10 protein-coding genes are annotated in these 13,727 nt (G+C 60.0%); 7 read left to right on the forward strand and 3 right to left on the reverse strand.

The genetic code is table 11. The features are described from left to right. The 5 genes from WBH99_RS06775 to WBH99_RS06795 all read left to right on the forward strand — a co-directional run. On the forward strand, window positions 1-2,897 hold a 2,897-nt coding region (locus tag WBH99_RS06775), incomplete at its 5' end, for a DNA methyltransferase (protein WP_424219348.1). After that, window positions 2,897-4,054 (forward strand): AAA family ATPase, encoded by a 1,158-nt coding sequence (locus tag WBH99_RS06780; protein ID WP_424219349.1) that lies wholly within the window; start codon window positions 2,897-2,899, stop codon window positions 4,052-4,054. The genes WBH99_RS06775 and WBH99_RS06780, both read left to right, overlap by 1 nt. Beyond that, window positions 4,051-4,704, forward strand: coding sequence for a DUF4276 family protein (locus WBH99_RS06785; RefSeq protein ID WP_424219350.1), 654 nt, complete (start codon window positions 4,051-4,053; stop codon window positions 4,702-4,704). The genes WBH99_RS06780 and WBH99_RS06785 overlap by 4 nt, the downstream gene beginning before the upstream one ends. Window position 4,705: 1 nt before the next feature. After that, entirely contained in the window at window positions 4,706-8,065 is a 3,360-nt protein-coding gene (locus WBH99_RS06790) for a DEAD/DEAH box helicase family protein (protein ID WP_424219351.1), read from the forward strand. 167 nt (window positions 8,066-8,232) lie between these two features. After that, window positions 8,233-9,381, forward strand: coding sequence for a DUF748 domain-containing protein (locus tag WBH99_RS06795; RefSeq protein ID WP_424219352.1), 1,149 nt, complete (start codon window positions 8,233-8,235; stop codon window positions 9,379-9,381). A gap of 49 nt (window positions 9,382-9,430) precedes the next feature. Here WBH99_RS06795 and WBH99_RS06800 read toward each other — a convergent pair whose 3' ends face one another. Beyond that, a complete protein-coding gene (locus WBH99_RS06800) occupies window positions 9,431-10,210 on the reverse strand; it encodes an SDR family NAD(P)-dependent oxidoreductase (RefSeq protein ID WP_424219353.1) in 780 nt (259 codons plus the stop codon). A 204-nt stretch (window positions 10,211-10,414) separates the two neighbouring features. Here WBH99_RS06800 and WBH99_RS06805 point away from each other — a divergent pair, with 204 nt between their 5' ends. Continuing rightward, on the forward strand, window positions 10,415-10,825 hold the full coding sequence (locus WBH99_RS06805; RefSeq protein WP_424219354.1) for a bacteriohemerythrin: 411 nt from the start codon (window positions 10,415-10,417) through the stop codon (window positions 10,823-10,825). Here WBH99_RS06805 and WBH99_RS06810 read toward each other — a convergent pair. Then, window positions 10,789-11,679, reverse strand: a complete 891-nt coding sequence (locus WBH99_RS06810) for a UDP-2,3-diacylglucosamine diphosphatase (RefSeq protein ID WP_424219355.1) — start codon at window positions 11,677-11,679, stop codon at window positions 10,789-10,791. The genes WBH99_RS06805 and WBH99_RS06810 overlap by 37 nt on opposite strands. Next, window positions 11,679-12,908, reverse strand: coding sequence for a glycosyltransferase family 4 protein (locus tag WBH99_RS06815; RefSeq protein ID WP_424219356.1), 1,230 nt, complete (start codon window positions 12,906-12,908; stop codon window positions 11,679-11,681). The genes WBH99_RS06810 and WBH99_RS06815 overlap by 1 nt, the downstream gene beginning before the upstream one ends. Window positions 12,909-13,117: 209 nt before the next feature. Here WBH99_RS06815 and WBH99_RS06820 point away from each other — a divergent pair, with 209 nt between their 5' ends. After that, entirely contained in the window at window positions 13,118-13,642 is a 525-nt protein-coding gene (locus WBH99_RS06820; RefSeq protein WP_424219357.1) for a Dps family protein, read from the forward strand. Window positions 13,643-13,727: the final 85 nt, after the last annotated feature.

A 13,727-nucleotide genomic window follows, 5' to 3' on the forward strand; every position in this document is an offset into this window, starting at 1 on the left:
TGGCCGAGAAGGTGCAGGCCGCGCTCAACAGCGACAACGAAGCCCAACGTGAGCAAGTGGCGCGCGAGCTGAAGGAAAAAGAAGCCCAGTATCAGGCCGATGGCATCGACCCGGATACCGTGCCCAAGCTAAGGGAATTGCGCCAGAAGCTGGCGCAATACGGCGAGGGTGCCAGCGAACACGAAAACGCCGTGTTCTCGCACCTGCTCACCTTCTTCTCGCGCTACTACCAGGATGGCGACTTCATCAGCCAGCGCCGCTACAAGGGCGACACCTACGCCATCCCCTACGCGGGCGAAGAGGTGATGCTGCACTGGGCCAACAAGGATCAGTACTACACCAAGAGCGGCGAGAACTTCAGCAACTACAGCTTCAAGCTCCCCGAAGAACATGGAAAGCCCGGCCGCACCGTGCATTTCCGTCTGGTGGCCGCCGACACCGCCAAGGACAACCGCAAGGACAACGACAAGGAACGTCGTTTTGCTTTGGTCGAAAAGAAGACCGTCACCCGCATCGACGATCAGGGCGACGAGTACGAAGAAGAAATCCTGCCGGTGGAAGAAGCAGACGGTGCGGACGCCACAGAGCTGATCATCCGCTTCGAGTACGCCGCCCAGCCCAAAGGCACCAAGCAGGAGGCGCTGGTCACCAAGGCGGTAGAGGCAATACTGGCGGATGTCGCCGTCAAGGCACGCTGGCTGGCCTTGGGCAACCGCGCGCCGACGGAGAAAAACCCGCAGCGCACGCTGCTGGAAAAACACCTGACCAACTACACCACCAAGAACACGGCGGATTACTTCATCCACAAGGATCTGGGTGGCTTCCTCCGGCGCGAGCTGGACTTCTACATCAAGAACGAAGTCATGCACCTGGACGATGTGCAAAACGCGGGTGCGTTCGCCGACATCGAGAAGTCCTTGCGCATGATCCAGTGCCTGCGCAGCATCGCGCTGGAGCTGATCACCTTCCTGGCGCAGCTGGAGGATTTCCAGAAGAAGCTGTGGCTGAAAAAGAAGTTCGTGGTGTCCAGCCACTACTGCATCACGCTGGATCGAGTGCCAGAAGCGCTTTATCCAGATGTCGCGGCCAACGAACGACAATGGGCGCAGTGGAAACAGCTGGGCGTCTGGGATGGCGATGCGACGGGGACGGTGGAGGACTTGAAGGCTGCGCCGTATCGGATGGTGGATACGAGCCTGTTTGATGATGAATTCAAGAGGGAACTACTTTCAGGCATCGATAACCTTGATGAGAGCTTCGAAGGGCTTCTCGTTCATGGAGAAAATTTTCAGGCGCTGACGCTATTTCAAAAACTTCTACAAGGTAAAGTGAAGTCGATTTATATCGACCCGCCATATAACACTGGGAAGAGCGACTTTCCGTATAAAGACGGATTTCAGGCGTCAAGCTGGTACACAATGATGCTTGATAGGGCAGAAAGCGCGAAGACGCTTATGTCAAAGAAGGGATTGTTCGCGCTACAAATCGGAGATCAAGAAGCAGGGAGATCACGTCTATTAGTTGAGGATGTTTTCCCTGAGAGAAAGAACTCGGTCGTTGTTCGTCGCGGCATAAAAAATGTGCAAGCACAGTTTTCAGACATCGAAAAATTAAGCCTCGGACATGATGTGATTCACATCTGTTCCGCGCAAGAGGGTGTTCGACTTCCTCATCTTCGGCATCGTCTCAAGAACGGCAAGGATGGAAAGTGGGATACTTTCTGGAGAGGGACAGATCGTGCGACCATGCGCTATGAGTTGTTTGGACAAAATCCATCGACTGGACAGTGGCGCTGGGAAGAAAATCGAGCGAAGCAAGCGATAGAAAATTACGAAAAATTTCTTAAGAGCGAGGCTAACAAGAAATCGCTGGATGAGTGGTGGGCGGAATGCCTCCAAGCGGGTTCTGATTTGGATTTTGTTCGTTGCAATGAGGATGGAGTTGTACAGTATTATGTCCCACCTCAAGATTTCCGCCTTGTAAGCGATAACTGGCTCGACATTCCTGCATCAGGCGGATTCACAGACTTTCCGCATGAGAAGGGCATATTGCTCCTTCAGCGCATTATCGGCTGGAATTGTGAGCAAGGCGATATCGTCCTTGATTACTTTGCTGGCTCCGGTTCAACCTCGCATGCAGTAATTGATCTGGCCAGATATGGCGTGCTTTTGAAGCACATTTCGATTGAACAGGGCGATTATTTCGATACCGTGCTCAAGCCACGTTTGCAGAAAGTCGTATTTTCTGCAGAGTGGGCAAGCGGAAAGCCAACTGCTCCTGGCACCGGCATCTCCCACTGCTTCAAAGTCCTCAAACTCGAAAGCTACGAAGACGCCCTGAACAACCTGCAACTGCGTCGTACGTCCGCGCAGGGCGATCTGCTGAACACGCTGCCGCAGCAGGCCAGGGACGATTACCTGCTCCACTACCTGCTGGACGTGGAAAGCCGTGGCTCGCTGCTGTCCGTGGACGACTTCAAGAAGCCATTCGACAACACCCTGAACGTGGCCGTGGATTCAGCAGGCGCATTCGAGCCGCGCAAGGTCGATCTGGTCGAAACCTTCAACTACCTGATCGGCTTGCGCGTCAAACACATTGATGCCCAGCCTGAACGCGGCTTCGTTACCGTCACCGGTACGCTTCCCAGCGGCGAATCCTGCCTTGTGCTCTGGCGCGACTGCGATGCGCTGGACTACGAAGGCGTCAACAAACTCTGCAACACGCTGGCCATCAACCCGGCGGACAACGAGTTCGATGTGGTCTACATCAACTGTGACCACAACATCCCGACGGTGCTGACGCAGACCGCCGATGAAGGCGGTGCCACCCGTGTGCTCAAGCTGCGTCAGATCGAACCGGAGTTTCTGGAGCGCATGTTCTCGGTGGAGGATGTGTGATGGCCGAGTTTGGCACCCCGGGTATTCAACAGAGAGAGCGAGAGCCAGCTCGAATCAAATCGGTCACCATTGAAGGCTTTCGCAGCCTGAATAACATCCAGAACCTGGAGTTGCCACAGCTCACCGTGCTCATCGGGGCGAACGGTGCAGGCAAGTCCACCTTGATCAGGTTTTTCGAAATGCTCAGCTGGATGCTCAAGGCGAAGAACCTGCAGGAGTTCGTGCTTCGCCACGGGGGAGGCGATGATCAGTTCTTCATGGGGGCGCGCAAGACACCGCGTATCCACGCCGAGCTGTGCCTGGAGACAGCATCTGGCTACAACGACTATCGGTTTGATTTGTCTCACATCTCGGCCGGCGATACGGTCATGGTCATGAACGAAGCCTATCGATATTCGGCCCATGGCATCCCGGCCAAGGCGAAGTGGACCGAGATTGATGCGGTTGGAAAGGAGTCCAGCCTTCTGGACCAGAAGCACAAGAAGACGGTCCAAACGGCCCAAACCATCGTCAATCTCCTGCGCCAGTGCTCTACCTATCAGTTCCATGACACATCCATCAACGCCGCCATTCACAACCGCTGGGATGTCACCGAGTCGTTCCGCCTGCGCTCGGACGGCGGCAACCTCGCGGCTGTGCTGCTGGATCTGCGCAACACGGACAGCAAACGCTACGAACTGATCGTCAAGCAGATTGGCCGGGTGTTGCCTGCGTTCAAGGACTTTGTGCTGGAAGAAGAAGCCGGCAAGGTGTTGTTGCGCTGGGTGGGCCGGCAAAGCGACAAGGTTTTCGGCTCGCACCTCACCTCGGACGGATCGCTGCGCCTGTTCTGCCTGTTGACGCTGTTGAACCTGCCGCCGGAGCGGTTGCCGGACGTGATGTTCTTCGACGAGCCTGAATTGGGGCTGCATCCCCATGCCATCACCTTGGTGGCCGAGATGTTCAAGCGCTTGTCCAGGAAACGGCAGATTTTCATCGCCACGCAGTCTCCGTACCTGGTGGACTGCTTCGAGCTGGAAAACATCATCGTGGCCAGTGCCAACAACGGCGAGACCGTGTTGCGCAACCTGCCGCCCGAGCAATACCAGGAATGGCTCGATGATGAGTATCAGATCTCTGACATCTGGTTGAAACAGGCAGTCGGAGGGATGGAATGATCCGGGTCTGCATTGTTTGCGAGGGCCAGACCGAGGTTGAGTTTGTGAAGTCCTGCCTGGCGCCTTATCTGCGGGGTAGCCAAGTGTTGGCATTTCCGTCGCTGCTTCAGGCTCCCTCAGGGAAACACAGGGGTGGGCGTGTCACGGTGGAGCGCTTGGTCAAGTTCATGTCGCACCAGTACCACCAGACGGACCGCATCAGCACGCTGCTGGACTTCTACGGCTTTCAAGATCGCGCAGGCCGCACACGTGCCCAACTGGAAGCCGACATCGGCGCGGCTGCCCGTTGTCGTATTACCAAGGGCTATGACCCGCGCTATGTGCTGCCTTATGTGCAGATGCATGAATTCGAGGGCCTGCTGTTCACCAACCCCGCAGACTTTGAATGGGCAGAAGACGGCTGGAGCGAAGACGTGAAAGCCGCGTTGATCGCTGTGGCGCAGGCGTTCCCGAATCCAGAAGACATCAACGACAGCCCCGAGACCGCGCCTTCCAAGCGCATCCTGCACATCTTTCCCGACGGCACCTATTCCAAGACCGAGCACGGCCCACTGATCGCGGAGTCCATCGGTATGGATGCTATTCGAGCCAAGTGCCCGGCTTTCAGCGAATGGGTCGGAAAACTTCAAGCCTGGGGAGGCACAGCCTGACATGGCAACCAAAAAACATGCTGGCCGACCGGCCGCAAAAAAACGCAGCTTCCACCAGGAACTGGTGCTCAATCGCTGGGTGCTAGGTTTCTTTCAGGGCGGCACGCTGGCGGCGCTCAAGATGCGCCTGGGCGACGACCGCTTCGGGGGCATCGACGAGGACGGCCAGACCAGGTTCTTTCATGAGCTGACCCGAGGCTTGTTCGATCCCGACAAGGTGCCCGAAGCCGACCTGCGGCGCTACGACTTGAACGTCGTCGCCCACTGGCAGGCCATCACCGCCCAGCGCAACAAGCTGGAAGGCCATGAGCTGCAGATGAAGTACTTCCAGTACCTCTCGCTGCTGTTCACCGAGCTGTATCTGGACTGGTACTTCAACCACCGTCAGGACTTGCTCGATGGCCTGAATGAGGAAATGACGCGCTACCGCGCCGAGACAGGCGCGGAGCCGTTCCGCGATTTCGAGGCAGACGATCTGAACAAGGTCGCCTTCTGGAACGCCACCGGCAGCGGCAAGACCTTGCTGCTGCACGTCAACATCCGCCAGTACCTGCACTACTTCCAGGCGGGGCGCAGCGATCACTTTCCCGACAAGATCATCCTGCTCACGCCCAATGAGGGGCTGTCGCGCCAGCATCTGGAAGAACTGCACCTGTCCGGCTTCGGCTTCTCGAAGTTCTTCAACAAGGCGCAGTCACCGGCGCGCGGCACCATCGAAATCATCGACATCAACAAGCTCGGCGACGAGATGGGCGACAAGACCGTCGCCGTGGATGCCTTCGAGGGCAACAACCTGGTGCTGGTGGATGAGGGGCATCGCGGCACCGGCACGGCGGCCGGGGCGTGGATGAGCCGCCGCGACGCGCTGGTGCGCGGCGGTTTCGCTTTCGAATATTCAGCCACTTTCGGGCAAGCGGTGGCCAAGGGCATGACCGTGGCGGCGGCAGAAGAAGACATCCAGAAAAAGCGCGCCAAGATGCTGTTCAACACCACCAGCCTGCGCAGCCTGGACGACGGGCAGAAGGCGCAACTTGCGCTGACCGCCGAGGACAAGCGCCGCGCGCGCATCACTGCCACGCGCGAGATTTACGCCAAGTGCATCCTGTTCGATTACTCGTACAAGTTTTTCTATGAGGACGGCTACGGCAAAGAGTCGCTGATCCTCAACATGAATGGCGAGGCCTACGAGCAGGCGGACAACGCGCGCAAGTATTTCACTGCCTGCCTGCTGGCCTTCTATCAGCAGCTTTGGCTGTGGAGCACGCACCGCTCGGCGCTTACCGACTTCAACATCGAAAAGCCGCTGTGGGTGTTCGTGGGCAACACGGTGTCAGGCGAGAATTCGGACATTCTGGAAGTGGTGAAATTCCTCGCTGACTTCCTGAACAGCGATGCGCAGATCAAAACCTGGCTGGCCGATTTGATTGCGGACAAGGCCCGGATTCTGGACGCCAAGGGCAACAACATCTTCAGCGGGCGCTTCACGCCCTTGATGGGCTTCAGCGGTCGCGTGGACGAGCTGTACGCCGGCATCCTGCTGCGCGTGTTCAATGCCTCGGCCCGTCAGCGTTTGAAACTGGTCAACATCAAGAGCAGCAAAGGTGAGCTGGCGTTGCGTGTGGGCGATGCCGAGCCCTTCGGCCTCGTCAACATCGGCGACGACGCAGGCTTCTTCGGGATGGCGGAGGGCGTGGAGGCCTTCGACACTGAACGTGACGACTTTGGCGGCGCGCTGTTTGGCACGCTGAACAACAAGGACAGTCGCCTCAACGTACTGATTGGCTCGCGCAAGTTCACGGAAGGCTGGAGCAGTTGGCGCGTATCCACCATGGGTCTGCTGAACATGGGCCAGGGCGAAGGCTCGCAGATCATCCAGCTGTTCGGGCGCGGCGTGCGTCTGAAGGGCAAGGGTTTCTCGCTCAAGCGTACCTTGCCGCAGGACCGGCCCAAGGTCGCGCATCTGGACAAGCTGGAGACGCTCAACATCTTCGGCGTGCGCGCCAGCTACATGGCCGCGTTCAAGGACTACCTGCGCGAGGAAGGTATCACGCCCAGTGACGAAGTGCTGGAGCTGGACTTCCCGACAAGGGCCAACCTGCCCAAAGGCAAACTCAAAACCTTGGCGCTGAAGGATGGCTACAAGGACAACCAGAAACTAGGATTCAAGCGCACGCACTTCCCGTGGCTGTACGAAATTCCCGCGCAGTTCCAAGGGAAGATCAAGCCGCCCCACGTGGTGCTTGACCTGTACCCGCGTGTCGAAGCGCTGTCCAGCAAGGACAAGGGCACAGCCTCCACGACGAAAGCCCGCAACAAGGGCAAGCTGAATCAGACGCTGCTCCCGGCTTTCAATTGGGATCGCATCTATCTGGCCTTGCAGGATTACAAGCTGCAGCGCAGCTGGAGCAACCTGCGGCTGGAACGGCAGAAGCTGATCGACTTCTGCGCGGGTGCACAGGACTGGTACACGCTGTTCATTCCGGCAGCGGAGTTGAATGTCACGACCTTCGCCGACATTTGCAAGCAGGAAGACATCCTGCTACGACTGCTGACGGACTACACCGACCGCTTCTACAAGGCCCTGAAGACGGGCTACGAAGGCCAGTTCTACGACATCACCCACATCGATGAAGATCACGGGTCGATGCTCAAGCTGTACCAGTTCGAGATCGAGAACAGCGACGACGGTCTGGAATATCAGGCCAAGCTGGAAGTGCTGAAGAAGCTGGTGGCGGACGGCAAGATCGGAGAGGCGAGCAAATGGAACGCACCACACATGGTGGCCATCAGCTTCGACCGCCACTTGTACTACCCGCTGCTGGCGTTGGAGGACAAGGATGCAGTGCCGCTGAAGCTGCGTCCGCTGGCGTTTGACGCGCCGAGCGAATGGGAGTTCGTCCGCGATCTGGAGGCGTTCTACCACTCGCCAGACGGCAAGGAAGCTATCGGCCAGCGCAGTCTGTACCTGCTGCGCAATGCGGATCGGGAAGAGAAAGGCTTGGGCTTTGCGTTGGCGGGCAACTTCTATCCGGACTTCCTGCTGTGGCTGGTGGACGATGCCAGCGGCAAGCAGTGGCTGACCTTTGTCGACCCGAAGGGGCTGCGTAATCTCGACCTGTCGCACCCCAAGCTGGGGCTGTACAAGGAAGTGAAGACGCTGGAAACGACGCTGGCATCGCAGGCCAAGGCGGGCGAAGCACCACTGGTCTTGAATGCCTTCGTGCTGTCGCCGACGAAGTTCGCCGACCTGCTCAACGTCGGCGACCCAACAAAGAAGGACGATCTGGAAAGCCGCAACGTGTTGTTCATGGAAGATGGTGCCAGCGCCTACCTGAAAAAACTGTTCCGGGTGTTGGTCTGAGTGCATGCCAGCTGGATGCCATCGGCAAGCATGTTGGGCATGTTGGTCTAGTCTGGCCAGACGCGGATGGCGGCATGGAGTTGGTGTAAGGGCAGGTCGAGATGAGATGTGCGTCATATCGCGTCCGGGTAAAATCCCCCCTTTTTGAAAACGGTGAAGCTTCGTCCATGACTTCTGCCTCCACTTCGCGCCGTTCCTGGCCCCTCTTTTTGCTCGGGGGGCTGCTGCTTCTCGCGCTCCTGGCTTTGGCCGCCTTCCAGGTGGCGGTGCATCTTCTCGAGGCGCAGATCGTTGCGGCTCTGGGGCCCAGGGGGGAGGTGCGGGAATTGAAGGTGGGGCTGACCGGGGTGGAAATCCTCGGCCTGCGCCTGCCGGCTGAAAACCCTTCCGGCAAGGGCGGCTGGCTGGCTCCCGAGTTGCTGCGGGCCGAGCGCATCCTGGTGGTGCCGTCGATTGCCGACCTGCTCGGCGCCCGGGTGGTGCTGCAGAGCATCCGCATCGAAGGGGCTTATCTTTCCATCCTGCGCACCCGGTCCGGGCAGTTGCAGGTGCTGCCTTCCCTGGCCGAAGCCAGCCCGGTCGAGACGCCGGGGAAGGGGGAAAACCCGGCGGGGCAAAAGCCGGGCCGGGCCGTGGAGGTGCGCATCGGCGAGGTCGAGCTGGTCGATAGCACCGTGGATTTCTTCGATGCCTCGATCCGCCAGCCGGCCTTGAAGGTGCGGCTGGAGCAGATCAATGCCCGCCTCGGCCCGCTGCTCCTCCCCGATCTCACGGGCCAGAGCCAGTTGCAGGTGGAGGGGGTGGTCAAGGGAAAGCACCGCGATGGCACCCTGAAGCTCACCGGCCAGGTGGAACTGGCCAGCAAGGAATCGGACCTGGAGCTTCGCCTGCGCGGGGTGGATCTCACTGCCCTGCAACCCTATCTGATCAAGGCGGCGGAAACCGGGGTGCGGCGCGGCAGCATGGACCTCGATCTACACACGACGGTCAGGAATGGCCGCCTGCAGGGTCCGGGAACCCTGACCCTGAACCAGCTCGAGCTTGCCAGCGGGAGCCGCTCCTTCATGGGGATGCCAAGGAGCGCCGTGGTGGCGATGATGAAGGACCGCCAGGGCCGGATCCGCGTCCATTTCGTCCTGTCTGGCAAGCTCGATGACCCGGCTTTTTCCCTCAATGAGAATCTGATGGCCAAGGTGGGCTCCGCCGTGGCGGAGAGCCTGGGCATCAGCCTCGAAGGCCTGGCAAAGGGGGTGGGCGGCGCCGGCAGCGGCGTCGTTCAGGGCCTGGGGAAATCCTTGAACAAGCTCTTCAAGTAAGGGCCCGGAGCCGGGGTGGGGCCGTCCCCCAGGGCGCCGGCAGGCCCGCTCAATGCAGGCTCAAGCCTCCGGAGATGCTGATTGCCTGCCCGGTGACGAAGCTGGCGTCGTCCGAGGCAAGCCAGGCCGCCGTGCCCGCCAGATCCTGAGGGTATTCGAGCCGGGGGATGGCCGAGACTTTTGCCAGCTCTTCGCTCATTTGCTTGAAGTCGTGCTCCTGAACCGTTTCGCTTTGCGTCAGACCCGGCGAGATTGCATTGACGGTGATGCCGAATGCCCCCACTTCAAAGGCCAGCGCCCGGGTGAGCCCAACCACGGCGGCTTTGGAGGTCACATACTGGAGGCCATTGCCGCGCCCCATATACACGGTGTCGGACGATATATTGATGATGCGGCCCCAGTTCTGGGCCCGCATGTCCGGGAAGACCTCGCGGGCGCAGAGCCACATGCCCTTGACGTTGACGGACATGACGCGATCCCAGTCTGCTTCGTCGAGCTCATGAAATGGGCGCGCCGCCCGTTCCAGGCCGATGTGCCGCAGCATGACGGCGGCGTTATTGACGAGAACGTCGATCTTGCCGAAGCGTTGCCGCGCTTTGCCCACCATTTCTTTGATCTGGGCGGCATCGGAGACATCGCACAGGACCGGCATCACCTGACGATCTTCGCTGGCAATTTCTGCCGCCGCTTGCTTTAGGACATCCTCGGACGTGCCGCAGATGACGACATTGGCGCCTTCCTCATAAAGGCGCTTGGCAATGGCTTTGCCGATCCCTCGGCCGCCGCCGGTGACGAGGACGACATGATCCTTCAATCGTTTACAGCTCATTTTCGTTTCTCCTTGCAGGGATGAACTTGGAACTTGGGAAATTGCGTTCCTGGCCTTGATAAACCAAGGTGCTGGATGCTTCATACCATAGCATACGAGTGGTCTGGAACAGTATGGCTTTCCCTGGGAAGAAGATGATGGCATGCTAATGGCCTTGATGGCCCCAATGCGGGGCTTTGCCCCGATCGATTGCAAGGAGCCGCCGTGTCTGCATTCATGCCCTGGTCTGATGAGTTGGTTTTGGGAATCGACTCCATCGATAATCAGCATCGCTGGCTGGTGAATGCCACCAACCAGATCTACGAACAGATCGAATCGCAGAATCCCGATCCTCAGATAGTCGGTGAGGTGCTCGAAGGGTTGGTGGATTACACCATGAACCATTTCGTTCTCGAGGAAGACCTGTTCAAGCGTTTCAACTATCCCGAAACTGCGGCTCACAAGCAGGAGCACGACAAGTTTACCCATCAGGTCATGAACCTGCTGCTTGATTTCGAACGGGGTGAGCCGGTTACCGAGGATGCGCTGGAATTTCTCAAGGCCTGGTTGATTCACCACATCCTGAGGGTGGACAAGGCCTATGTGCCCTTCCTGAAAGCCAATGGCGTCGTCTGAAGCGGGGCAGTCGTTGCGCTTTCCTCGTGCGTTCTCAGCTGCGGCTGGGGCAGCCGTTCCGGTACCGGAAATTGCGCCTCGTCCGATGCCGTCGCGGCCACGGCCTGGGCTTCCTGGATGCCCGGGTGCCAATGCACCAGTTCCATGCGGCCGTCCTGGTGTTCGACGATGGCCGTGCAGCTATCGACCCAGTCGCCACAGTTGATGTAGGTCATGCCCTGCATTTCGCGCAGGGTGGCCCAGTGGATGTGGCCGCAGATCACCCCATGCAGGCCCCGCTGGCGCACTTCATGGGCGACGGCATCCTCGAAATCGAAGATGAAATTCACCGCTTTCTTCACCTTGCGCTTGGCGTAGCCGGCCAGGGACCAGTAGCCGGGACGGCGCAGCTTGCGGCGCAGCCAGGAGAGGAGGAGGTTGGCGCGCACCAGGATGTTGTAGGCCATGTCGCCGATCACGGCGATCCAGCGGTGACAGTAGGTGATCTGGTCGAATTCGTCGCCGTGCACCAGCAGGTAGCGGCGGCCATCGGCCGCCGTATGCACCCATTCCCGCTCCACCCGGATGTCGCCAAAGGCGGTGCCCACGTATTCCCGCAGGGCTTCGTCGTGGTTGCCGGGGATCAGCATGACATGGTTTCCATGCCGGGCCCGGCGCAGGATTTTCTGTACCACCGTGTTTTGGGCCGCCGTCCAGTGGATGCCCCGGCTCATGGCCCAGAAGTCGATGATGTCCCCCACCAGATACAGGTATTCGGAGGGATATTCCTTGAGGAAGTCGAGCAGCGGTCCGGCCTGGCAGGCGCGGGTGCCCAGGTGCACATCGGAAATGAAAACGGAACGTACCTCGGGCATCAGTCGGGCACGATCTGTAAAAAATGGTTTTCCTGGCCCGGCAGCCGGGCGTGGCGCCGGATGATGTGCAAGAAGATGGCTTCCAGGTGTTCGTGGATGCGTTCCCAGTCGATGGGGGCGACCCGTTCCCGGGCCGCGGCGCCAAGGCGCTCGCGCAATTCCGGCTCTGCCGCCAGACGGCGGGCGGCGGCAATGAATTCGGCTTCATTGCCCGGGGTGGCCAGCAGCCCCGAGCCGCCGTCCTCGATCACTTCCCCCGCCGCCGCACAACGGTAGGCCAGTACCGGCAGTGCGCTGGACATGGCTTCCAGGGTGACATTGCCGAAGGTCTCGGTGAGGCTGGGGAACAAGAACAGGTCACCGGAGGCATAGTGGGCAGCCAGGTCTTCGCCGCTGCGCATGCCGGCAAAGTGGGTCTCCGGCCAGGCCTGGGCCAGACTCTTGCGGGCCGGTCCGTCACCCACCAGGATCAGCCGGGCATCCGGGCGGAGCGCGCGGATGGCCTGGAAGGCCTTGAGGGCCAGGGGCAGGTTCTTTTCCGGCGCCAGACGGCTGACCACCAGCACCGCCAGGCCATCGGGTCCCAGGCCCCATTCCCGGCGCAGGCTCTGGGAGCGGCGACCGGGATGGAACAACTGGCGATCCACCCCCCGGGCCAGGACTTGCAGATTGGCGTAGCCCTGCTGGCCCAGGTCCCTGGCCATTTCGGCGGTGGGCACGAAAGTGGCGGCGGTGCGGTTGTGGAAACGTTTCAGGTAGCTGGCCACGGGCTGCTTCAGCCAGCCTATGCCGTAATGGCGGCTGTAATGGTCGAAATTGGTGTGAAAGCTCGATGTCACGGGCAGCTTCAGCTTGTGGGCCACGGTCACCGCCGATCTGCCCAGGGGGCCTTCGGTGGCCACATGGACCAGGTCAGGGGGATTGTCGGACCAGTGCTGTTGCAGCCGCCCACCCAGGGGTAAACCGAAACGCAGGCCGTCGTAGCCGGGAATGGGGACCCCGACCGCCAGCATCTCGAGGAAATTTTCTGTCTGGCGCGGAATGTCTGCCGGTCCCTGGCGCGGTCGTACCAGCTGCACCGAGTGTCCCCGGGCCAGCAGTCCATCCACCATGCGGCCCAGAGTCATGGCGACCCCATTGATCTCGGGGGGGAAGGTTTCCGTCACCATGGCCACCCGCAGGCGGGGCTTGCGGGCCAGGCGCGGGATGCTGTTGTCGTCTTGGTTCATGGTGTCGATGGTGGCGGCCCGGAACGACAAGGGTTTGACGATTTTGTGATGCTTTTCTTACTTGCTCCGCTGCGCCGCCAGCATACTGCCGGGGCGCGAGGCGTATGCCGTCCAGGCTTGCCCCGGGCGTTGATCCGGGTTACAAATGCGCCTGTCCGGCCAGCCGCAGCCACCGGATCTTCCGAACGACAACAAAGGAGAGTTCAATCATGTCAGCCAAAACCGCCAGCAAGAAACCCGGCAGCAAAGGGGCCTCCAGCGAGGCCGCCCTCGACATTGGCATCAACGACGAGGAGCGTGCCAGGATTGTCGAAGGTCTTTCCCGTCTGCTGGCCGATACCTACACCTTGTACCTGAAGACTCACAACTTTCACTGGAACGTGAAGGGGCCGATGTTCAATACCCTGCATCTGATGTTCGAGACCCAGTACAACGAGCTGGCCCTGGCCGTGGACCTGATTGCCGAGCGCATCCGCGCCCTGGGCTATCCCGCCCCCGGCACCTATAGCGAGTTTGCCCGGCTCACCTGCATTCCCGAGCCCGAGGGCGTGCCCCATGCCGAGGAAATGATCGTGCAACTGGTGGAAGGCCAGGAGGCCGTGGTGCGGACCGCCCGCAACCTGTTCCCCGTGGTGGATGCCGCCCGCGATGAGCCCAGCGCCGACTTGCTCACCCAGCGCATGCAGGTCCATGAAAAGACGGCCTGGATGCTGCGCAGCCTGCTGGAATCCTGATTTCCAACAGTTTTCGGTCGTGCCATGCAAAACGGGCGGGGAATTCCCCGCCCGTTTTGCATATCCGCCCGGCGCGGCTCGTTGC

It is taken from the genome of Azovibrio sp. (genome assembly GCF_049658005.1).
Classification (GTDB): Bacteria; Pseudomonadota; Gammaproteobacteria; order Burkholderiales; family Rhodocyclaceae; genus Azovibrio.